Source organism: Runella defluvii (assembly GCF_014195535.1).
In the GTDB taxonomy this organism is placed as follows: domain Bacteria; phylum Bacteroidota; class Bacteroidia; order Cytophagales; family Spirosomataceae; genus Runella; species Runella defluvii.
Map to the genome: position 1 here is coordinate 112,532 of NZ_JACIBY010000015.1, position 21,344 is coordinate 133,875.

Genomic DNA, 21,344 nt, shown 5'->3' on the forward strand with positions numbered 1-21,344 from the left:
TGGATGTATTATGTGGGACTGGCTTTCTTTGGAGTGGTTTACGTTGGCAAAACTACGCGCATTTTCGTGGACACATCCGTACTATTTGTACGGTATTTTGGCCATTCCCGTGGCATTTTGGCTACGAAATGTGTTTCATGCCGGGGCGGTTCAGCGGCTAGGAATCACATTTGTCGATAAAGATGCGCCTAGAAGCTGGTCGGTGGCGCTGCGGTATTTATTTCCTTTGACGGGTTTTCTTGCCCTAAGTTGTTTGCTGATAGCACTTGCGCGCCCACAACTCATCAACACCTTGACCGAACGAGATGCCGAAGTGATAGACATCATGTTGGCTTTGGATATTTCGGATTCGATGTTAGAAAAAGACTTGCCCCCCAACCGCTTGGCATCGGCCAAAAGCGTTGCCAAATCGTTTATTGGCGGTCGTTTACAAGACCGAGTGGGGTTGGTGGTGTTTGCGGGAGAAGCCTTTACGCTTTGTCCCCTTACCAATGATTACGAACTGATTTATGGGTTTTTGGAGGAAGTAGATCACCGCATGATTACGGTGGCTGGAACGGCCGTGGGGAGTGCTTTGGCGGTTTGTATCAACCGATTGCGGGAAAGCCTGGCGAAGTCAAAAGTGGTTATTTTATTGAGTGACGGAGAAAATACCGCAGGGAATCTTGACCCAACTACCGCCGCGCAACTTGCCAAAGCCTTTGGCATACGGGTTTATACCATTGCCGTTGGTAAACCATTTATTAGCAGGGCAGTACGCGATTCTGTAGGAACAAAGCTGGTGCATTCGGTAGCCGACGAGGCCATGCTCAAAACCATTTCTTCCACCACCAATGGCCATTTCTATCGAGCTACCGACAATACCACGCTTGCACAAGTGTTTCGCCAAATTGACCGATTGGAACGGGTCAATGTCAAAAATCGACGTTACCAAGAAGTCAAAGATTATTACCGCATTTACCTCAATTGGGCGATTACCTTCTTCTTAGGCTTACTGCTGCTCAAGGCCACTTTTGTCGCCAACGTCTTGGAAGATTAATTGTTTACCACTGCGGTCGCTACCTGAGTTTTGCTTGCCCTGGCAATGGGGTCAGGTACTCCGTCGGGGTCATTGGAAGCGGTTCCTGAGGTTGGAATATTTATCCCCTTAATTAAAAGTAAACCTGCCACGTGTGGTGCCGCCATGGAAGTGCCAGAGAGAATGGCATAACGGCCATTGGAATAGGTGGAAAGGATACGAACCCCGTAAGCGGCGACATCCACCGCGTCGTTGCCATAATTGGAAAAGCTCGCAAAACGTCCCGTACTATCTACCGCTGACACCGTGAAAATATTGCTGTGATTAAGTCTCGCGGGTGAGAAACCACTGGCAAGCTTGGCGTCGTTTCCTGCGGCAATGGAAAACAAAATTCCCAAATTTGCGGCAGTTTGCACCTCGCGGTCGAGGGTAGTTGAAATACCTTCTAATCCCAAACTCATATTGACGACATCGCCCGCTTTGCCATTTTGGCGGATGTAAGAAAGCGCCGAAATCACGCTCGACAGTCGCCCTTCGCCCAACTGATCTAGTACTTTGAGTGCCACTATTTTGGCGCCTGACGCAACGCCCATTACCCCCAAAGTGTTGTTTTTTGCCCCAATGATACCCGCTACGTGGGTGCCGTGCCCGTTGTTGTCTTCGGCAGTAGTGATGCCACTGATGAACGATTGACTGCGTTGGGTGTCGATGTTGAGGTCAGGATGGTCGAGGTCAACCCCCGTATCAATGACCCAGACCGTTTTGTCTTGGAAGTTTTCTCCGTTGCCATACCCTGTTTTTCTGACGTTCCAAGTAACTGAGGTCGAACTTACTACTTCTAAACACGAACATAAACCAACTTTTCGGTCGGGTTCAATGAGTTCAATGCTGGGGTCAGTTTGGAGGGAATGAAGTTCTGTTGGGGTGAGGCTGGCAAAAAAGCCTTCGCGGTGTCCTTTGAAGGTAGTACGAATCGCTTTTGAGGAAAGGTTGTATTTCTGCCGCAGTTGGTCAGAAACGAGGGCTATTCGGGCAGTAGTGCTGGATGTGCTGGAAACCTCTTTGAGCGTAATAATGTATTCACCCTCAATAATGTCGCCGCTGGTGGCGGAAGCAGTCACTAAACAATCAGCCGCAGGGGTCGTTGATGTAATTTCACGCTGACAGCTTGCAAGCCCTACCAAAGTCAGGAGTACGAATACTTTTTTCATTCTGTGTTAAGACGGGTTGGTTAAGAAAAAAGTAAACGTGAAGGGTCATAAAGAAGCGCTACGAAGGGGTGAACGAAGATTGGTAAGTTGTTTGGAAAGTAACGCGGTTGTCCCTCAAAAATTGTTGTGTAAACAAAAAGCGGCAGCACTTCGATGGAGAAATGCTGCCGCTTTTAACGCCTAAGACGTGCTTATTTTTTAGCTTTAGCTGCGTCTTTTTCTTTGTATTCTTTGTTAAGTCCTTCTACGATTTTCTTGGTTACGTCAAGGCTGGCATCGGCAAACAAAATACCGCCACCTTTGCTGTAGCCCAATACAAACTCGTAGCCACTTTCCTTGTTGTATTTTTTGATATAATCGAAGATGTTGGTATAAAACTCTTCTGTTTTCTTCAAACGTTCTTCTTCCAACTTACGAAGTTGCTCATCGCGGTATTTCGTAATGTCTTGCTCTTCTTTGCCTAACTGCGCTTGCGCTGCTTGTGCTTGGTCTTGCGAAAGAGCACCTTGTTGGGCACGTTGTTGGAAGAAAGCCACTTTATTTTGGAACGTGCGTCCTTTGTTAGCTAAGTCGTTTTCCAACTGAAAGCCTTTACTTTCAAACTCTTTTTGAAAGTCCTTGTAATAATCATAGTTTTTGAGAAGCGAATCAGCTTGCACATAAACGATTTTTTTGCCTTTTGCGGCATCAGGAGTGCTGCTGCTATCTCCCCCCGAAGAGTGATGTTGGAAGTGTTGGTATCCCAAAAAAACGACGGCCAAAGTCAAAACTGCATTCCAAATAAGTAGTCCGTTTTTCACTGTAAAATTGTTTTAAAGTTTTTAAAAGTTAATCGTAAACAAGTCTCTTTCATAGTTAAATTTGTAAAGAGTTGATTTCCAAAAATTTACTTTAAAATGAAAGCAGATAGTTCCAATGGTGACAAAAATAGAAAAAACCATTCCCTTAAAAAAACTTTCGCTCACCAAAAGGACATTTGCCTTCGTGGTGAGCGAACTGACTGCTTAGTATCGGGTTGTTATTTCTTCCAAGCCAAGGCATTGATATTTTGCCCTACTTTCTTGCCTTCTTTCAGGCCAGTGTCGTTATCTTGGAAGGTATGAATACCGCCGAGAAAGCGCGAATAGGCGGATTCAGAAGCGGCTTCTTGGAGTGATTTAAAGCTACGGGCTTTGAAATCAACGTTTCGCTTGGTGTCTTTTACGCGTTTCACGTGGGAGTCATCCACAAAGGCAAACGACGTTCCAAAAACACCTTCAAGCGCTACTGCCGAAGCCGATGACTGTGTGGCGTGGCCTGAGGCATAGCCAGGAAACGGTGGGGCGGGCCAGAACGGCACCCAACTAGGATCGATAGCACGGCGCACAAAAGTATAAGGGCGTTCGTTGTTGAACATGTACTTACATTTCCAGCAAATGATAAAAGCGTCGGCTACTGCAATACCCGTGCGGGCCAATGCTTCGGCGGCTTTGTCTAGTTTAACATTACTGGTTTTAATGGCAATTTTTGCGATGTTATATGAGTGACCAGGAGGCGTAAATGTCTCGCTTGGATCATCGGCCCACCATATTGAGATTTCTTTTTCAGTTTGGGTGAGGCTGATGTTTTTCTTGTAAACGTCGTAGTATTGCTGGAAATAAGGCGAATTTACCTGCGTCGAAATCGTCAAAGGTGCAGGAGGTGTTAAGAGCCCATTGGCCGCGATGAATGTACGGTTTTGACCCCAATACGGTAGCATCGGGATGGTGCGTCCGTTTTCGGTTGGCTGCCACGACCCTGGAAAAACAGGAACTTTGTAGGTAGCGGGGAAATTACGGGTAAACCCTTCGTGTCCACCGTCGCTTTTTGACCAGTCAAAAATGGCCTTTCCGATGGCGTATCCAAACGACTCCGAACGCTCTACAATGGCTTGACTGCTGCCCGCAATAAGCTCATTACGAAGCACTGTGCCGAGCGAATCAATTTTCTTTTTGGTGGCGTCGTTGGCAGTAGGCCAAAGGTTTTTGGCCATATAAATTTGAGCTGCATTGGCGCTGGCTGCCCAGTTGTATTCTTGATTAGCTTCGGGGACGGGTAAGTCTGTTAAACCATTTAATTGCTTGACCAATGAACGATTGTCTTTGATACCAGGCACAACGGCTTCGTACATGGCTACTCCTGCATACCCCAAGGCGCGAGCGGCCACAGGTGGCGTAAATCCAGTGCTGTTTTGCGTAAGAACTAGGTCCATTTCGGCCCATTTGGTGGCTACGTCAGCACTGTAGGTTTCGGTTCCTTTTGAATTGGCAGTAGGTTCGACGGGTTCTTGAGATGCGTCGCGACAACTATATATCGTCAGAGCAACCAACGCGGCAACCGCTGTCGGTAATTTTCTTCTGAGCGACCTAAAAAATAGACTGTTTTTCATACTTATTCGTCTTTAATAGGTAAGGCGTATAACGAAGAAGTGTATATCAAAAACAATGCCAAACGGAATAAACGTTTGGCAAAGAGGGTATTAAATACAGTATGAGTGTTTATTGTACGAGCGGAAATGCGCCTTCTGCGTGTTTATATGCCATTTCGACGTAGTGAGCGGCACTTTCAAGAAGTTTTTTGGCATAGGTTTCGGGAAGTTGCTTGATGATTTTCCCTGGCGTACCCACAACCATCGAAAAATCAGGGATTTCCATGCCCTCCGTCACAAGGGCATGGGCTCCGATGATGCAAAATTTTCCAATTTTGGCGTTGTTTAGAATCGTTGCGCGCATTCCAATCAACGAGCCATCGCCGACAATTGCGCCGTGTACTATCGCTCCATGCCCCACAGTGACATCTTCACCAATGATGGTTGGAGACCCAAAATCAGCGTGAAGAACGGCCGTGTCTTGGATGTTGCTACGGGCGCCGATGCTGATTTTTTCCACATCGGCACGAATCACCGCGCCGTACCAAACCGATACCTCTTCGCCGAGGGTTACTTGGCCCATCACACAGGCAGTAGGAGCAATGAACGCAACGCGACTCATAACATTGTCGATTTATAAATGATTGGAAATGACTTCCTTAATGTCATTGATGATTTTTTTGGCAAGATGGTTGGCCGTAGATTCCGTTTCTGATTCAGAATAAATCCGAATGATGGGCTCGGTGTTAGATTTACGCAAGTGAACCCACTCTTTGTCAAATTCAATCTTTACACCATCGATGGTATTAACGGGGTTTTTGGCGTATTTCTGACTAATTTTTTCAAGCACCTTGTCCACGTTGATGTCAGGTGTAAGCTCGATTTTATTTTTAGAAATAAAATAATTGGGGTAGGTACTTCTAAGAATAGAAATGGATTTTCCGAAGTTAGCCAAGTGGGTTAGGAACAACGCAATCCCAACAAGGGCATCGCGGCCGCTGTGTAAGGCAGGATAAATAATACCTCCGTTGCCTTCGCCACCGATGACGGCATTTTGCGCTTTCATCATTTCTACCACATTTACTTCCCCTACCGCCGCGGCAAAATACTGCGCTCCTGCTTTGAGGGTAATGTCGCGGAGGGCACCCGTCGATGATAAGTTAGAAACCGTATTTCCGAGGGTATGTTTCAACACATAATCGGCCACGGCAACAAGGGTATATTCTTCGCCAAAAGGAGAACCATCTTCGCAAATCAAAGCCAAACGATCTACGTCGGGGTCCACAACGATACCAAGGTCATAGTGGCCGCGTTTGAGTTCGCTGCTGATTTCGATTAAATTTTCGGGAAGAGGCTCAGGATTGTGGGCAAAATTTCCCGTAGGCTCACAGTTGATGAGTTTGATGTTTTCCTTTTTTACGCCCAAAGCTTCCAACAACATCGGTACGGCAATTCCGCCCGTTGAGTTTACGGCATCGACCGCGATTTTGAAATCTTGCGCGGCAATGGCCTCTTTATCGACCAATGGCAAGTCAAGAATCAACTCAATGTGTTTCTGAAAATAAGTGTTATCTGTTCGGTAGCTTCCTAATTTACGGACTTCGGCAAAGTCAAAATCTTCACTTTCGGCCAAAGCGAGTACATCGGCCCCGTCTTGCCCCGAAATAAATTCACCTACACTGTTGAGGAGTTTGAGGGCATTCCATTGAATCGGATTGTGGCTTGCTGTAAGGATGATACCTCCTGCGGCATTTTCGAGCGGTACGGCAATTTCTACCGTGGGGGTGGTTGAAAGCCCTAAGTCGATTACTTCAAACCCAATGCCTTGAAGGGTAGAGGCTACAAGCTTAGAAACCATTTCGCCCGAAAGGCGTGCATCGCGACCAATCACAATGCGTAAATTGTTAGGCCGAGAGCGTTTGAGCCAAGTTCCAAAAGCTGCTGAAAACTTCACAACATCAATAGGCGTAAGCGAATCTCCCGTCTTACCTCCAATCGTACCACGAATACCCGAGATTGATTTTATTAGAGCCACTTTATTTTATTTTTTTACTGTCGTATGATGGGGTCAAAAGTAGTAATTTTTGGTCATAAACAGGTGCTTCTTGCAAAATCCAACGACTTTTACGAAGTTCGCCCTTTAATCTGTTTAACACTCTAATTTTTACAAGATTATGCGTAAGTGGCTCTTTCTTGTGATTTTCTTCCTGATTTTAGGAGGAATTTTCTATTATGTTACATTTGGTTATTACAGCGACGGTACGCGCGTAGGCTCATTGGTGAAGTTGAGCCGCAAAGGATACGTTTTTAAAACTTACGAAGGTCAGTTGATGGTAGGAGGAATGTCGGATGGAACGGGGACATTTAATTCTACCACTTGGGATTTTTCAGTCGATGGAGACAACGAAGCGGTGGTAAACGCCCTAAACGAGTCACAACGGACAGGGCAGCGGGTATCGCTTCATTACGAAGAGAAGTTTTTTAAGCTTCCTTGGAATGGAGATACGGAGTATTTTGTCATTTCGGTGGAGTTAATTCCTGCCCCAAACGTTCCTCGACAGGTACTACCCACGCCGCAGCCTGAACTACAAGCGGCTCCCGCGGACACGACCAAAGCGATTTAATTTATTGACTAAAAAAAATACATTGTCGAGGCAGCAGCGCTTCGACAATTTTTTTCTATATGCGTTTACATTGGCTTGGAGTATTTATTGTGTTGCTTGCAGGGTGGGTACTGGTTCATGACATAACCGCCTGGAAGGATGTTGAATTTGGTGATGAAACGACCTATTTGGGCTCAGGTCTGACATTTTCGGTGCCATTTATTGGAGGAGTCCAATGGGGCCCGTTATATGCTGCTTGGTATGCTTTCTGGCATTTGTTCATTCCCGATAGTCTCGATTTGTACTATGCCAATTGGGCTATTTTGAGCGTTTTGGCGGGCTTTGTCGCCTTTTTGTGGTTTCGCTCTCTGAAGGTATCCGTGGCAATGAGCGCATGGTTGGCGGTGCTGTTTTTATTTTCCAACCAAAACCTTCCGCTTAATCCTAAAATTTCTATTGCTCCCTTTTGCCTCATTTTGGGCGCACTTGCGCTGGTTCATTTCAACGCATGGCCTCAGTACGTGCGCTTTTTGGTGGTGGCATTCACAGGTTTGGTTTGCTCGTATATTCGCCCCGAATTTTACGTGTCGTTTCTTTGTGCGACGGTCATTGCGTTGGGCTGGTTGTGGAAAGAAGCGCCCAAAGATACAATTCGATGGGTGCCTTTGGGAAGTTTTGTGGTAGCTACTTTGGTGTTACACTTGCTTTTTGGTAATCCCTTGTTTGGAGCAGACGACAGCCGTAGCACAGTAGCGTTTCAGCAGCATTTTGTGGTAAATTACAGTGCATGGAATCATCAGCCTGAGCCGAGTACAATTGAATCGCAACTAAAGCTATTTCATAAAGTATTGGGAGATGATGTACAAACCTTTGCCGATGCGGTCAAAAAACAGCCTAAGTGGGCGTTTAAACACGTTTTTACGAATATCACACACAGCCTAACGGCCAACGTAAAAAATGCGGTGGATACGTTTTACCAAACCCTTTTTCGGGGGTGGTATTCGCGCTGGCGAACGGCTTTCGTAGGTCTGATTGTCTTGATATTTGCGGGTTGTGTGGATTATCGTCGCACTTTTCAAAACTTTCAGAAAACCTCAGTCGATTTTTGGGGGTTTGTGGCCGTGCTGGTGTTGTTGCTGCCATCGCTCATTGCTACCGTGCTGATTTACCCGCGTACGCATTACTTAGTATTTCATTTGATTCTCATTTTCTGGTTGTTAGCCCAAGTTGTAAAACCGATTTCGTTGCGCAATTTTTCAATGTTTAGCCAATCTTTACAAGGAACGGTGGCTTTGGGTGTCTTGCTTGTATTTGTGGGAATTCGGTATTTCTCGTATTCTCAACCTCTCCCTACTCCCATTGCTGACAATGTTCGTTTTATCAAAGCCATTCAGCCTACAGCGCGCTTACGCGTTCTTGAACGCGATTGGTATCGGGTTTTCCTGAAAGAGGAATCTGATTGGATTCACGTGGAAGAATACACTTCGGGTAATTTTACGGACTTTGTAAAAGCTAAAAACATCAATTTCATTTTGATGACCCAAGACATGCAAGCGTATTTTGCAAAAGATGCGGGTTTTCAGGCGTTTTTGCAAAGTCATGCTTCGTTAGGTTTTGAAAAACGTTTAACCAATTCAATAGGAGATTATTTACTCATCAAACAAACCCTCAAACCATGAAAAAGTGGATTCTTTTGTGCGTTGTGGCCTTGCAGCACACCGTTTATGCCCAAGTTGATTGGGTGAAAGAAAATTACACCAAAACCGAATACGACATTCCTGTGCGTGATGGGGTGAAACTGCACACCATCGTTTATGCGCCCAAAGACGCGTCTGCTTCCAACACCTACCCGTTTTTGATGCAACGGACGTGTTACAGCGTAGCACCGTACGGCGAAGGCAAATTCCCTGGCCAGCTAGGCCCCAATAAATTCTTGATGAAAGACAAGTACATCTTTGTTTATCAAGACGTTCGCGGACGCTATATGAGCGAAGGAAAGTGGACAAACATGACGCCGCAAATTCCTAACAAAACCCAGCCCACGCAGGTGGACGAATCGTCGGATACGTACGATACGATAGAATGGTTGGTGAAAAACGTTGCCAACAACAACGGTCGCGTTGGTCAATGGGGAATCAGTTATCCAGGGTTTTATACGGTGGCGGGTGCGTTGAGCCAACACCCAGCCCTCAAGGCTTCGTCACCCCAAGCACCCGTTTCAGACTTTTATTTTGATGATTTTCACCACAATGGTGCTTTTACGCAAGGCTATTTCTTGACGTTTCCTGTGTTTGGGATTCAGCACGAAAAACCAACTACCTCCCATTGGTGGATGCCACAGATGATTCAGGAAAAAACCAAAGACGGCTATCAGTTTAACCTTGATTTGGGTTCCCTCAAACATTTTGACACGTATTACAAAGACAACTTCTTTTGGCAAGAACACAAAGACCACCCCAACTACGACGAGTTTTGGCAGAAACGCAGCATTATTCCGCATTTAAAAAATGTGAAACACGCCGTAATGACGGTGGGTGGCTGGTTTGATGCCGAAGATTTGTACGGGCCACTGACGGTGTATAAAACCCTAGAAAAAAACAATCCCTCGACTTACAACACGCTGGTGATGGGGCCTTTTGGCCACGGTCGTTGGTCGGCCGAAACGGGCCATACACTGCACAGCAATGTGTATTTTGGGGATAGTGTTGCTACGTTTTATCAACGAGAAATTGAGAGTACGTTTTTTAAGCACTTCTTGAAAGGTGCGGGCGACGGAAAAACGGGTTTGCCCGATGCGTACTTGTTTAATACTGGCAAGAAACAATGGGAGAAATTTGAACGTTGGCCTGCCGCTGCTGCCGAAAAGAAAACCTTGTATTTCCACGCCAATGGTAAATTGTCGTTTGAAGCGCCTTCCCAAGCCGCATCAAAGACAGCCTACGTCAGCGACCCGCTCAAGCCAGTGCCGTACATCGAAGACAATACCGAAACCATGGGCTTCACGCCGTTTAATTACATGTCGGAAGACCAGCGTTTTGCGGCGCGTCGTACGGATGTGCTGACGTTTCAGACCGAGCCACTTACCGAAGATGTAACCCTGGGAGGGGAAATAATGGCCAAACTCAAGATTAGCACAACAGGCTCGGATGCCGACTTTTTTGTAAAGCTCATTGATGTCTATCCTGGCGACGAACCTAATCATGCTTTTATGCCTAATAAGAACGTCATTTTAAGCAATTATTACCAGATGGTCCGTAGCGAAATCATGCGTGCGCGCTTCCGAAATTCGTTTGAAAAACCCGAAGCTTTGGTGCCCAATAAAGTGACCGATGTGAACTTTCGTTTGCAGGATGTACTGCATACTTTTAAGAAAGGACACCGTATTCAGATTCAAATTCAGAGCACCGCTTTTCCACTTTTTGACCGAAATCCTCAAAAATTTGTGCCTAATATTTACGTTGCAAACGACTCAGATTTTATCAAAGCAACGCACACCGTTTATCACCAAAAAGGCGCTTCAAGTGCGGTTGAAGTGCAAATTTTGCGTTAGAATTGGTATATTTCTATTGGGATATAAAAACAAACCAAATTTGTAATTCGCTGTTAATCAGTTAATTTTAATTTTATTTTTTTGGAGGGTATAATAGAAGCCATTAAATTTGTATTCTATTATACCCTACTCATAAGTGAATTTATTATGTCGAAGAAGCCCTTTGCTGGGCTTCCTTTTGATGATTGTATCCGTCACTCACACCTTTTCTCAAGGCAAAGTTAGTTTCAAAGTAACTGAAATAATATGCCCTAAAGTGTGCGAGGGAGAAAGCCGTTATCGAATTGTTTTCAGCTTGATAGACGCTGAAATCAATTCGAACAAAGGCCGTATTCAAAATGATACCATCGTGGACATTGACCCAAGTTTTGACTATAAAGTAGTGGTGACAATTCGGCCAAACGACGCCACCGAGCTCGCCCGCCAAGAAGTAATTCCGCTCCCCATTTGCGACCCCATTTTACCCGACGCTCCCTTGGTAGTTAGTCAAAGTACCTGCGAAGGGCAGCCTATTCCTCCCCTAATTGCGTTCCCAAAGGACAATGAAACCGTCGATTGGTATGATAAACCAACGGGTGGGACATTGTTGGCAAAAGGAATATTACAGTATATTCCGACTAACTCTGGTATGTATTATGCCGAAACCCGCCGCCTTGATTCTGGATGTAAAAGCCTAGGGCGAACACCTGCGCGTTTGGACATTCAAAGGACGATGTGCGTTCCGATAACCGTCAAAAAAGTAAGGCAGTAATTTTTTTTGCTTTTAGAGGAAAACAAACCTTCTTTCCTTATGAAAGCCCTTCTCTGCAAACAGTACGGAACCCCCGATAGCCTCCTCGTTGAAGACATAGCACCACTGACTCCCAAGGCAGATGAGGTGATTATTACGGTCAAAGCCTGCGGGGTTAATTTTCCCGATACCCTTATTATTCAAGGAAAATACCAGTTCAAACCAGCGTTTCCTTTTTCGCCTGGTGGTGAAGTGGCAGGAGTGGTCAAAGAAGTAGGCGAAGGCGTAACGCACCTCAAAGCTGGCGATGATGTATTTGCCATGCCAGGCTGGGGCGGATTTGCGGAGGAACTGGCCGTTAAAGCCAACCGAGTGTTTCGGATGCCGCCTAAAATGGATTATAAAGTGGCTTCTTCGCTGATGTACACGTACGGAACGTCGTATCATGCCCTAAAAAACCGTGCGGAACTGAAAGCAGGTGAAACGCTGCTCGTACTTGGTGCGGCTGGTGGTGTGGGGTTGGCAGCGGTCAATTTGGGTAAAATCATGGGGGCAAAGGTAATTGCAGCGGCGTCGAGCGATGAAAAGTTGGAACTGTGCAAATCGTACGGTGCTGATGCCCTGATTAATTACTCAAAAGAAGACCTGCGCGAACGCCTAAAAGAAATAACGGGCGGTGGTGTGGACGTGATTTACGACCCTGTAGGGGATAAATATGCCGAACCTGCACTGCGCGCGATGAACTGGAAAGGACGGTATTTGGTGGTAGGTTTTGCCGCAGGACAAATACCGTCGATTCCGCTCAATCTGGCACTGCTGAAAGGTTGCGCTATTGTTGGCGTGTTTTGGGGAGCTTTTGCCGAACGAGAGCCCAAAGCCAATTTTCAGAACATTACGGAGTTGTTTCAATGGTACCAAACGGGCGAACTCAAACCCCATATTCAGAAAACATACTCGCTCGAAGAAGCTCCGCAAGCGTTGTACGACATGCTCGAACGCCGAGCGATGGGCAAATTAGTCGTTGTGCCGTAGTGTGTAGGGGTTGCTCACAACCCCTGTGTTATTTCAAAATAATACTCTTTCCTGTCTTAGCAGATTGTACCGCAGCATCCAAAATCTCAACTACCACTTGGTTGATTTCGAGCGAAGATAAATCTTTCTTGGGAGTGATTTCGCCTTTGATGACGGCCCCAAAGTAAGAAAACGGGTCGTTGTAAGGTGCCGAAAGTGGGGTAAGTGTTTGCAATTTTTCGGGGGCGTCGCGTTGCGCGCCGTCTCCTTGCCGAACGCGCATTTGGAGGGTTTTGTCACAGACGACGTACCCTTTTTGTCCATAAATTTCGATGTCTTTGCGGTCAAAAGGCCAGTTCCACGAAGCCTGAATGACGGCTTGAGCGTGCGGATAGGTAAGAATAATGGTGGCCTCGTCATCGACTTTTGGGTAAACAGCAGGCTTGATTTGTTGGGTAATGGCCGTGACCGACAGCGGGCGTTCGCCTTGCATGAGCCACGTCATTAGGTTGGCACCGTAGCACCCAAAATCAATGATAGCTCCTCCCCCATTCATCACGGGGTCAGTGAGCCACGATAAAAAGTCTTCGGAACAACCAATTTCTCGGGGGCCTTTGTGCCCGTCGTGAACCACCACCTTCCGAATTTCGCCCAACGCATTTTGTTCTTTAATCATCCGATAGGCTTCTTGGTGGCTGGCGTACCAAGTTGTTTCAAAGTTGGTCAATAGCTGAATTTTATGCTTTTGGGCGAGCTTAACCATGGCTTCAGCGTGTTCACGATTCACGGCCAACGGTTTTTCAACCATCACATGAATGCCTTTGGGTGCGCAGATTTCGACCACTTGTTTGTGTTCATAAATGCTATTAAAAGCACAAACAGCTTCGGGTTGCGTAGCGGCAATCATGGCTTCGAGCGATGGATACCACAGTTTTTCTGACAATTTATAACGTTTCAAATAGCGCATGGCCAAATCGCGATTAGGCTCGGCTACTCCCACGATTTCAACATCGCCTTTGTCGGGGCGACTCAGAATCTGATGGACGTGGTCGTGGGTAAATCCAGCGATGCCTAGCCGAAGCGGTTTGGCTTCTACCAATAAGCTACCAATGAGCAACAAGACAAAAACGGAAAGTGATTTCATAGGAGAAGGGTGTTTGTAGTAAAAGAAGGTTGATGTCAAAACTCCCCATTGTTGCCATAAAAAAAGCGAGTAACCTCCTAAGAAGCACTCGCTTTGGAATACAAAACCAAAATTATTTAGGCAACCACTTCGAGGCCAGCGCGATAGACGCCTGCGTCGAGTTTGGAGCGCATGTTGTCAAAAGCTTTTAAAGTGCGCTCTACGTCTTCAAGCGTGTGTGCCGCCGTCGGAATCAAACGCAAGATGATTTGTCCTTTTGGAATTACAGGATAAACGACGATAGAGCAGAAAATACCCATGTTTTCGCGCAAATCGCGCACCATGTTGGTCACTTCGGGAAGACCGCCTTGAAGACCCTGCATAAACACGGGCGTCACAGGAGAGGTTGTTTCGCCAATGTTAAACCCAAGGTCGCGGAGACCATTTTGAAGGGCATTGACAATCGTCCAGAGTTTTTCGCGAAGTTCAGGATGCGCTTTGATGAGCTCCAAACGCTTACGACCTGCTTCCACGTAAGGCATTGGCAGGGCTTTGGCGTAAGTTTGTGAGCGCATGTTGTATTTGAGGTACATGATGATGTCTGGATCATCAGCCGCGATGAAGCCACCGATGGCGGCCATTGATTTGGCAAAAGTCGAGAAGTACAAATCAACTTCTTTGGCTACGCCAAAAAGCTCGGCTACTCCGCCTCCGTTGGCACCCATGGTTCCAAAACCGTGCGCGTCGTCCACCAAAAGACGGAAATTATATTTTTTCTTCAATTCAACGACTTTGTCGAGGCTACCTACTTTCCCTGACATTCCGAAAACGCCTTCGGTAATGACAAGAACGCCACCGCCTTTTTCTTCGGCCAATTTGGTGGCGCGAATGAGGTTTTTCTCCAAGCTTTCCATGTCGTTGTGGTTAAACTTGTAGTACTGCCCCATTTTGGCTTTGTGCAAACGGATACCGTCAATCAAGCAAGCGTGCGCTTCGGCATCATAGACGATAACGTCGCGGTGGTCGCAAACACACTCAATGACCGACATCACTCCTTGGTAGCCATAGTTGAGCAAGAAAGCTTCTTTTTTGCCAACAAACTCCGCCAATTCTTTTTCGAAAATCTCGTGTAAATCAGAGTTGCCCGACATCATACGGGCGCCCATTGGATACGCCAATCCCCATTTTTCTGCGCCTTCGGCATCGGCCTTACGAACTTCTGGATGGTTGGCCAAACCGAGGTAGTTATTCAAACTCCAGTTGAGGACGTCCATTCCACGAAATTTCATATGTGGACCGATTTCCCCTTCTAGCTTTGGAAATGAAAAATAGTGGTGGCTATTAAGGGCTTTTGCGGCCGCCCCGATAGGTCCCCAGTTACTACGTAGTTTCTCGAAAATATCCACTTAATTATGCTATTTTTAGAGTTAAATACAGCTTTCAAATAAATTTTGTACAAAAATAAAAATTCCTAACTCAATTTCAAAGAGTTAGGGGTGTTACTGATGCCAAGTACCCGCGTCTGAATGAAGAAATCAACTCGCAAAAATCCAATTTGTGAACGGTGTTTCGCTGAAAATTAATGTGATGAGCGGCGAACCAACCCGCTTGGTTTCTCTTAAATTTGTAGCAACTTACAATCACTTATTTTAAACCACATAATACGAGTAATCATGGAAGATCAATTGAAAAATGCAGCCGAACAAGCCAAAGCCAAAGCGCAAGAATTAGCTTCTGAGGCACAAGAAACATTTCAAGAATTGAAAGAAGAAATCACGGAGAAAATACAAAGTGTTGACGTAGAAGCCTTGAAAGCGCAAGCGACAGCAAAAGCGGAAGAAATGAAAGCTGAAGCTGAAGAAGCACTCGCCGAAGCCAAAGCCAAAGCGGAAGAGTTGGCTGCCGAAGCGCAAGAAAAATTTGAAGACCTCAAAGAAGAAGCGGGTGAAGCACTCGACAAAGCAACAGGGTTTATCAAAGGACTTTTTGGCGGAAGCGAAGAAGAGAAAAAATAGTCAACTGCTTTGCAGAAATACAAAAAAGGGAAGCCTAGGCTTCCCTTTTTTGTGTGTTATGGAGGCTCATCTCGTGCACAGGAATCTGCAATGAACGAACGTGAATGTAATAAAATAAGACGGTCATCCACGGAAAAAACAAAAACTGTCCCGCGTTGAGGTTGGACTCAAAGTAAGGGATAATCATCAACGATGGCAGAAAAACAAAGTACGGACTATCGTAGCGTACATAGACCCAAAAGGCGTTGATGGCGTAAAAAATCAAGAAAAAAAGAAAGGAAAGGAGTCCGCCTGAAAATAAGATTTCGAGGTACGAATTGTGCGAAGCTAGATCCGTGTGGACGTCGGCATATACTTCCAGTCCTGCTTTGAAATTATCAAATCCAAAACCTGTCAATAAAACGCCCGGGTCATTGGTAAATACTTCAAAAGCTTTTTGGGCCAACTGAAAACGAATTTCTCCGCGTTGGCGGCGTATTCCTGCGTATTTTGAACGCAAGTTGACGACTGAGTCGGGGCTCATCACAATGTAGTATGCAAAGGCCAATATACAAGTCAGAGCGGCCGCTTTGAGATAAATGGAGATTTTTCGGTTACGAGCTATCAGCACCGCTGAAGACAAGGCCAAACCCGCGTAACTGCTTCGTGAACCCGTCAGTACAATGCCCCACAGCGTTAGAAATGCAATGAAAAAAAAGAGGTATTGCACCCATTTTTTCATGGGGCTGTTGGCGTAAAGATCAAAACTCGACACAATAAAAAGCGTGCAAGCCCAACCGATAACGTTGGCCTTATACACCCCGACGTATTGCCCATAGACATTGGTAGCTTGGAAAGCGACACCAGTGACGAGCATCATTGCGACGGGATAAAAATACGCCAAACTAAAGACTTGTAACAGCTTGATTTTCGCCTCCTCTTTGGAATAATGTTTAAAAAGATAGACGACAAAGTAGTTGGTATAAATCAAGAATGGAATCCAAGCAGACAGCCGCTCAAAACTCCAAAAGACATCGACACTAAAGGGTAAAACGATTACATTGAGGCCAATAAACCCATAAAGTGCCCAGTTTTTTTGCTGATTAAAGATGTATTTTATCTGGCCTTGGGCAAACAAAATACCAAGCAAAGAAACGATTACTAAACCCGTACGAATCAATTTGGCCGCTTGAAATGCTCCTCCCCTCAATCCATACCCGTAAATGACCAAGAAGGTATTGAGAAAATACATCACCAAGTGCCAATCCAAGAGCGCCCTGTTTCGAAAAATCCTTCGCCATTGCATAGTATATCGTTCGGCGTCAATTAGTGTACGTTGACTACCGACTCAAGCATTTGCACAAAGTTGCGTAACATTTCGTCTTTGGAAAACTTTTGGATGAATTTTCGCCCGTTTTCGGCTTTTTTTAGCCGCAATTGTGGGTTTTCAATACATTCAACCAAGGCGGTTGTCAAACTTTCTACATTGCCCGATTCGATTAGCCAACCGTTATTGCCGTTGTCAACCACCTCAGGAATGCCTCCAACGCGCGAACTTACGACCGAAATTCCGTGGGCAAGAGCTTCGATGTTGGCAACGCCAAATGCTTCGGTGTAGGACGGCACGCAAAAAATATCGTGGCTACGCAGGGCTTCATAGACGCGCGCCTGAGGCTGTGGGCCCTGATAGTCGAGTTGGACGTTGGAAATAGTCTCAAAAAACGAACGGACGTGGCTGGCAAACCAAGGTTCGGGGCCAATAACGGTCAACAAAAAAGAATACTGTGGGAGCTTTTTGAGTGCCGCCGCCACCAAAGGCAATTGTCCTACCAAGTAATCGGCTTTCACGAACAGTACCTTGATTGTACTCCCAAAAGCGCGTTGGGGGTTGAACTCAATACCATCGAGCGGAATGGTTTTATAGAGCTTCGTTACTTTCGGCGCGGGCAATTGGTACGTTTGGCGGATACGTTCTTGTAAAAACTCCGAATTGGCAATCACGAGTTTATGTTTTTTGGCCGATAAACGCTCAAATTGCTGAAACATAAACCGTTTGAACCACAGCGATTTCCATGCAAAGTTTCCCCAGTGGGCGAGCATGTTTTTTTCGTCGTTGATCATACCCACGGTGGGTTTGTCAGAAACCAAGCTCGCCCAAGTTCCATTGAAGGAATTGATATAAACCAACACGTCAAAATCAAATGACTTCTCCAACGCTTTGACGTGGCGATAATAGATAAACCATCGTAAAATTTGCCCAAGCGGCTTTAACAAACGCGGAATTTGGACGGGAACTTTGTGAACATAACGAAGCGACGCCAGCCGCTCGTCAGATACATCTTCGGTCAAAATCCGTAGCTCATGTTCAGGAAAACGCTCGTTGATTTCGAGAATACTATTCGCAAATCGGACGGGGCCGTTCGTTACATTTTCAAAAGCATTGGTACAAAATACAATCTTCATGCGTTTTTTCGAGCTATATATACCCGTTCTGTGGGCGAAATGCCATAGCGTTTGTAATCAATGGTTTGGATAAAAGTATCGTCCTCCACACTAAACCCTTGGGCGCGCAAGCGATCGGCATAATCAGCGCCATAATACCACCGTTGGTCGTGGCCGTGATACAGCTTTTGTTTTTCTTCTTTGGTCAATCGAGCATCCGAAAATGAGGTTGGAAAATCCTTGTTGATGGGGTCGTGAAAAACGGCATAACCATCGGGTTTAAGTACGCGCAGTACTTCACGCATGGCTTTGGTGTCGTCGGGGACCATTACTAAAATTCCAATCGCAATTACTACGTTGAACGTATCATTGTCAAATTTAATGTCATCAATCGACATTACATGGTCGGGCTTTACGGTAATACTACTCGTAAAAGACGTCATGTAGTCAGCCGTGACGTAGTCGATGTACGGAGATGCTTTGATGCTGGGAATCAGGCAGATGTCTGGTGCAAAATGCAGCACTTTTTTTCGGGGAGCTGAGAAAAAACCAAGACGGTCGCGGAGGGCTAAAAAAATGTAACGATGCCGCTCAAGCGACTTACAATTGGGGCAATAGGCATTTGTCCGATACCGAAAAGGCATAAAAGCCCGATAATGGCTCTGACAAATAGGGCATTCCACCTCATCCCCAAGCCGATAGGGAATACTCCGCCACTGCAATCGTAGCTGATTGAGCTGATAAATGAGGTTTTGCCGAAGCAGGGTTTTTAATTTTTCTTTCATAGGGTAACAAGTAAGGTCAGGTCGCGGTAATTGGTTGAATCAGCAATGGCAAAGTTTTGGTCGCCAATCGCTTGGAGGGGTAACTCGCGGGCGATTTGCAAACAATGGGGGAGTTGGGAGGATGTTTCAAACAGAAGTGTGGATTGGTGCGCCAACATCCGCGCGGTAGCGTCGGTTTTTAGCGTAACGATGGGTTTACGAAACGAGAGTGCCAAGTCGATTGAGCCAGAATGGTCGATGCGAATAAAGGGTAACACAACCACGTCGGCGGCGTTGAAAAATACTTGGACTTCGTCGTCTTGAATGAAACGGTGGTGGAGATGTATGGAGGAGTTGGCTTGGGCGGCCTTCTCAATAGGTTCAAAAAAAGTGGCGTCGTAACTTTTGCCCGCAATCAACAAACGGTCATTGGGGCGAGCAATTTCAGCAAAAGCGTCGATTAAGTTGCTAACACCTTTGTAAGGTTTGATTTCGCCAAAAAACAAATATACAAAATCGTCGTCGTTAAGATTCAGACGTTTTCGACATTCGTTTTTAGAAAGGATATTGGGATAATAAAAATGATACGGCAAATCCTGAATTACCTTTACGCGTTCGGGTTGGAGCGAAAAACGCTCCATGGCAGCTTGGCGAGTTTCTTCCGAATAAACCCTGATTTGGTGGCATTTCCTGAGAAAGAACCCATAAATACGGCGTTCCCAACGAAGCCACAGCCCAGCGTGGTTTTGTAGGTTGTGCAGTGTATGTACAAAACGAACGTTGAATAGGTAGCGTGCTGCCAAAATTTCGGCGACAAAAACGGACGATTTGAAGTACGTCCACCAGCGAGATTTACCAAGAATAAAACTATGTACCCAATCGTAGTAAATTACTGGGGGGCGATGCGCGAAAATAGCCCTTAGTGTACTTCCAATAGTATATTTTCCTCCAATAACCACGTCAAACCCTTCTTCTCGAAAATAACGAACTAGCTCGTACTGAAAGGGGTTTTCAGGGCCAGCATCGGGTAAAACGACGACTTTGAGTGGGTCAGAGGTCAAGAGAAACGCTAGATTAGGTCTTGTAGGGAACAAAAGTACAAAATGTGCATAGAAAAAGAGGTAGATTTTCTTTTATAAAAACGTTCTTTTATATCTCAATTTATTTGTAAACTTAGTTTTTTCCGCATGAAAAAGACCATTTTTGTATCCTTTTACCTTCTGATGAGCTGGGTGGCGTTAGGCCAACCCGCCGAACGATTTTATAAAGTGGTGGTGGCTCCCGATCACTTCGACTGGACGTACAAAACGGGTGAAAACGTGAAGTTTACTATTTCTGTCCTCCAAAATGGAAATTTGGTAAAAAATGCCCGTATTCGCTACGAAGTTGGCCCCGAAAAAATGGAGCCGACAAAAAAAGAAACCCTTTCACTTCCAACAGGCTCGCTGACGGTAGAGGCTGGTACGATGAAAATGGCTGGTTTTCTGCGCTGTATCGCATTTGCGGAAATAGAAGGGAAAGAATACAAAGGGCTGGCAACGGCTGGCTTTGACCCACTGAGTATTCAGCCGACGGTAGATAATCCCTCGGATTTTGATACATTTTGGACTAACGCAAAAGCAGATTTGGCCAAAATTCCTTTGGATGCAAAAATGACGCTTTTGCCCGAACGCTGCACGGAAAAAGTAAATGTGTATCACGTAAATATTCAAAACTTCCGAATGGGTGCGCGCCTTTATGGGATTTTGTGCGTTCCCAAAAAAGAAGGAAAATATCCCGCCTTGCTTCACGTGCCAGGTGCGGGTGTGCGCCCGTACGGCGGAGATATTGCCAATGCCGAAAAAGGAATCATTACGCTACAAATAGGTATTCACGGCATTCCAGTGACGATGGAGCCTTCAGTTTATACCGATTTAGGGGCTGGGGCTTTTAATGGTTACTGGGCGTATAACATGGACGACCGCGACCGTTTTTATTACAAGCGGGTCTATTTAGGCTGCGTGCGTGCGAATGATTTCTTGACGAGCTTACCCCAATACGACGGTTCAAATTTGGCTGTGACGGGTGGAAGCCAAGGCGGGGCGTTGTCGATTGTGACGGCGGGGTTAGATAACCGTGTCAAGTGGTTAGGGGCATTTTATCCTGCCTTGTCGGATGTGACGGGATACTTGAAAGGACGTGCGGGAGGGTGGCCGCATTATTTTGATAAAAACACGATTGCGTTTGGTAATAAACCCGACAAAATCGCGACGATTGGTTACTATGACGTCGTAAATTTTGCGCGGAGAGTCAAAGTGCCAGGGTATTACTCGTGGGGATTCAACGACGAAACCTGCCCGCCAACGTCGATGTACGCGTCCTACAACGTTATTTCGGCTTCCAAAGAGTTGTTTTTAGCCCTTGAAACAGGACACTGGACCTACCCCGAACAAAACGAACGGATGACGGGCTGGCTGGTGAATAAACTGACTGGGAAATAGAAATTTGTTGGTATAAAACAAAAGCGGCTTCG

19 protein-coding genes are annotated in these 21,344 nt (G+C 45.9%); 8 read left to right on the forward strand and 11 right to left on the reverse strand.

The genetic code is table 11. The features are described from left to right. The first annotated feature begins 10 nt into the window (after window positions 1-10). Window positions 11-1,039 (forward strand): VWA domain-containing protein, encoded by a 1,029-nt coding sequence (locus tag FHS57_RS26185; RefSeq protein ID WP_183978894.1) that lies wholly within the window; start codon window positions 11-13, stop codon window positions 1,037-1,039. On the opposite strand, the gene FHS57_RS26190 is transcribed toward FHS57_RS26185, so the two are convergent. From FHS57_RS26190 to glmM, 5 genes are all read right to left on the reverse strand, one after another. Then, a complete protein-coding gene (locus FHS57_RS26190; RefSeq protein ID WP_183978896.1) occupies window positions 1,036-2,229 on the reverse strand; it encodes a S8 family serine peptidase in 1,194 nt (397 codons plus the stop codon). The genes FHS57_RS26185 and FHS57_RS26190 overlap by 4 nt on opposite strands. A gap of 191 nt (window positions 2,230-2,420) precedes the next feature. After that, window positions 2,421-3,029 carry an OmpH/Skp family outer membrane protein gene (locus FHS57_RS26195; protein ID WP_028522416.1) on the reverse strand — a complete coding sequence of 203 codons (609 nt, stop codon included), beginning with the start codon at window positions 3,027-3,029 and terminating at the stop codon, window positions 2,421-2,423. Window positions 3,030-3,247: 218 nt separating this feature from the next. After that, window positions 3,248-4,636, reverse strand: coding sequence for a vanadium-dependent haloperoxidase (locus tag FHS57_RS26200; protein WP_183978898.1), 1,389 nt, complete (start codon window positions 4,634-4,636; stop codon window positions 3,248-3,250). A gap of 109 nt (window positions 4,637-4,745) precedes the next feature. Then, a complete protein-coding gene (locus FHS57_RS26205; RefSeq protein WP_183978900.1) occupies window positions 4,746-5,237 on the reverse strand; it encodes a gamma carbonic anhydrase family protein in 492 nt (163 codons plus the stop codon). Window positions 5,238-5,249: 12 nt separating this feature from the next. Next, complete coding sequence (glmM, locus tag FHS57_RS26210) at window positions 5,250-6,650, reverse strand: phosphoglucosamine mutase (protein WP_183978902.1); 1,401 nt, start codon at window positions 6,648-6,650, stop codon at window positions 5,250-5,252. 139 nt (window positions 6,651-6,789) lie between these two features. On the opposite strand from glmM, the gene FHS57_RS26215 reads away from it, so the two are divergent. The 5 genes from FHS57_RS26215 (at window position 6,790) to FHS57_RS26235 (ending at window position 12,530) form a co-directional block, all read left to right on the forward strand. Continuing rightward, complete coding sequence (locus tag FHS57_RS26215) at window positions 6,790-7,239, forward strand: DUF8785 domain-containing protein (RefSeq protein WP_183978904.1); 450 nt, start codon at window positions 6,790-6,792, stop codon at window positions 7,237-7,239. Window positions 7,240-7,298: 59 nt separating this feature from the next. Beyond that, window positions 7,299-8,897, forward strand: coding sequence for a hypothetical protein (locus FHS57_RS26220; RefSeq protein WP_183978906.1), 1,599 nt, complete (start codon window positions 7,299-7,301; stop codon window positions 8,895-8,897). Beyond that, on the forward strand, window positions 8,894-10,768 hold the full coding sequence (locus FHS57_RS26225; protein WP_183978908.1) for a CocE/NonD family hydrolase: 1,875 nt from the start codon (window positions 8,894-8,896) through the stop codon (window positions 10,766-10,768). The genes FHS57_RS26220 and FHS57_RS26225 overlap by 4 nt, the downstream gene beginning before the upstream one ends. 136 nt (window positions 10,769-10,904) lie before the next feature. Next, a complete protein-coding gene (locus tag FHS57_RS26230; protein WP_183978910.1) occupies window positions 10,905-11,519 on the forward strand; it encodes an immunoglobulin domain-containing protein in 615 nt (204 codons plus the stop codon). 39 nt (window positions 11,520-11,558) lie between these two features. Next, the gene (locus FHS57_RS26235; RefSeq protein ID WP_183978912.1) at window positions 11,559-12,530 is read left to right on the forward strand and encodes an NADPH:quinone oxidoreductase family protein; all 972 of its coding nucleotides are present in this window, start codon (window positions 11,559-11,561) and stop codon (window positions 12,528-12,530) included. A gap of 28 nt (window positions 12,531-12,558) precedes the next feature. Here FHS57_RS26235 and FHS57_RS26240 read toward each other — a convergent pair whose 3' ends face one another. Together FHS57_RS26240 and FHS57_RS26245 are read right to left on the reverse strand one after the other, a co-directional pair. Further along, entirely contained in the window at window positions 12,559-13,653 is a 1,095-nt protein-coding gene (locus tag FHS57_RS26240; RefSeq protein ID WP_183978914.1) for a Gfo/Idh/MocA family protein, read from the reverse strand. Window positions 13,654-13,769: 116 nt separating this feature from the next. Continuing rightward, window positions 13,770-15,038, reverse strand: coding sequence for an aminotransferase class I/II-fold pyridoxal phosphate-dependent enzyme (locus FHS57_RS26245; RefSeq protein WP_183978916.1), 1,269 nt, complete (start codon window positions 15,036-15,038; stop codon window positions 13,770-13,772). A 267-nt stretch (window positions 15,039-15,305) separates the two neighbouring features. Between FHS57_RS26245 and FHS57_RS26250 the strand changes: the two genes are divergently transcribed. Next, window positions 15,306-15,647 carry a hypothetical protein gene (locus FHS57_RS26250; protein WP_183978918.1) on the forward strand — a complete coding sequence of 114 codons (342 nt, stop codon included), beginning with the start codon at window positions 15,306-15,308 and terminating at the stop codon, window positions 15,645-15,647. A 34-nt stretch (window positions 15,648-15,681) separates the two neighbouring features. On the opposite strand, the gene FHS57_RS26255 is transcribed toward FHS57_RS26250, so the two are convergent. Genes FHS57_RS26255 through FHS57_RS26270 form a run of 4 tightly spaced genes read right to left on the reverse strand, consistent with a single transcriptional unit; the run spans window position 15,682 to window position 19,893 of the window. Next, window positions 15,682-16,896: an O-antigen ligase family protein gene (locus tag FHS57_RS26255; RefSeq protein WP_183978920.1), complete on the reverse strand. Its 1,215-nt coding sequence runs from the start codon at window positions 16,894-16,896 to the stop codon at window positions 15,682-15,684. A 56-nt stretch (window positions 16,897-16,952) separates the two neighbouring features. Beyond that, window positions 16,953-18,089 (reverse strand): glycosyltransferase family 4 protein, encoded by a 1,137-nt coding sequence (locus tag FHS57_RS26260; RefSeq protein ID WP_183978922.1) that lies wholly within the window; start codon window positions 18,087-18,089, stop codon window positions 16,953-16,955. Continuing rightward, the gene (locus tag FHS57_RS26265) at window positions 18,086-18,853 is read right to left on the reverse strand and encodes a class I SAM-dependent methyltransferase (protein ID WP_183978924.1); all 768 of its coding nucleotides are present in this window, start codon (window positions 18,851-18,853) and stop codon (window positions 18,086-18,088) included. Before FHS57_RS26265 ends, FHS57_RS26260 begins: the two co-directional genes overlap by 4 nt. Then, window positions 18,850-19,893 carry a glycosyltransferase gene (locus FHS57_RS26270; protein WP_183978926.1) on the reverse strand — a complete coding sequence of 348 codons (1,044 nt, stop codon included), beginning with the start codon at window positions 19,891-19,893 and terminating at the stop codon, window positions 18,850-18,852. The genes FHS57_RS26265 and FHS57_RS26270 overlap by 4 nt, the downstream gene beginning before the upstream one ends. A gap of 126 nt (window positions 19,894-20,019) precedes the next feature. On the opposite strand from FHS57_RS26270, the gene FHS57_RS26275 reads away from it, so the two are divergent. Then, window positions 20,020-21,312: an acetylxylan esterase gene (locus FHS57_RS26275; protein WP_183978928.1), complete on the forward strand. Its 1,293-nt coding sequence runs from the start codon at window positions 20,020-20,022 to the stop codon at window positions 21,310-21,312. The last annotated feature ends 32 nt before the right edge of the window (window positions 21,313-21,344 follow it).

Coding starts and splice junctions, on each gene's coding strand:
- FHS57_RS26265 (WP_183978924.1), bottom strand. CDS start 18,853: ATGAAAGAAAAATTAAAAACCCTGCTTCGGCAAAACCTCATTTATCAG.
- FHS57_RS26220 (WP_183978906.1), top strand. CDS start 7,299: ATGCGTTTACATTGGCTTGGAGTATTTATTGTGTTGCTTGCAGGGTGG.
- FHS57_RS26185 (WP_183978894.1), top strand. CDS start 11: ATGTGGGACTGGCTTTCTTTGGAGTGGTTTACGTTGGCAAAACTACGC.
- FHS57_RS26225 (WP_183978908.1), top strand. CDS start 8,894: ATGAAAAAGTGGATTCTTTTGTGCGTTGTGGCCTTGCAGCACACCGTT.
- FHS57_RS26200 (WP_183978898.1), bottom strand. CDS start 4,636: ATGAAAAACAGTCTATTTTTTAGGTCGCTCAGAAGAAAATTACCGACA.
- FHS57_RS26260 (WP_183978922.1), bottom strand. CDS start 18,089: ATGAAGATTGTATTTTGTACCAATGCTTTTGAAAATGTAACGAACGGC.
- FHS57_RS26235 (WP_183978912.1), top strand. CDS start 11,559: ATGAAAGCCCTTCTCTGCAAACAGTACGGAACCCCCGATAGCCTCCTC.
- FHS57_RS26250 (WP_183978918.1), top strand. CDS start 15,306: ATGGAAGATCAATTGAAAAATGCAGCCGAACAAGCCAAAGCCAAAGCG.
- FHS57_RS26240 (WP_183978914.1), bottom strand. CDS start 13,653: ATGAAATCACTTTCCGTTTTTGTCTTGTTGCTCATTGGTAGCTTATTG.
- FHS57_RS26215 (WP_183978904.1), top strand. CDS start 6,790: ATGCGTAAGTGGCTCTTTCTTGTGATTTTCTTCCTGATTTTAGGAGGA.
- FHS57_RS26205 (WP_183978900.1), bottom strand. CDS start 5,237: ATGAGTCGCGTTGCGTTCATTGCTCCTACTGCCTGTGTGATGGGCCAA.
- FHS57_RS26190 (WP_183978896.1), bottom strand. CDS start 2,229: ATGAAAAAAGTATTCGTACTCCTGACTTTGGTAGGGCTTGCAAGCTGT.
- FHS57_RS26275 (WP_183978928.1), top strand. CDS start 20,020: ATGAAAAAGACCATTTTTGTATCCTTTTACCTTCTGATGAGCTGGGTG.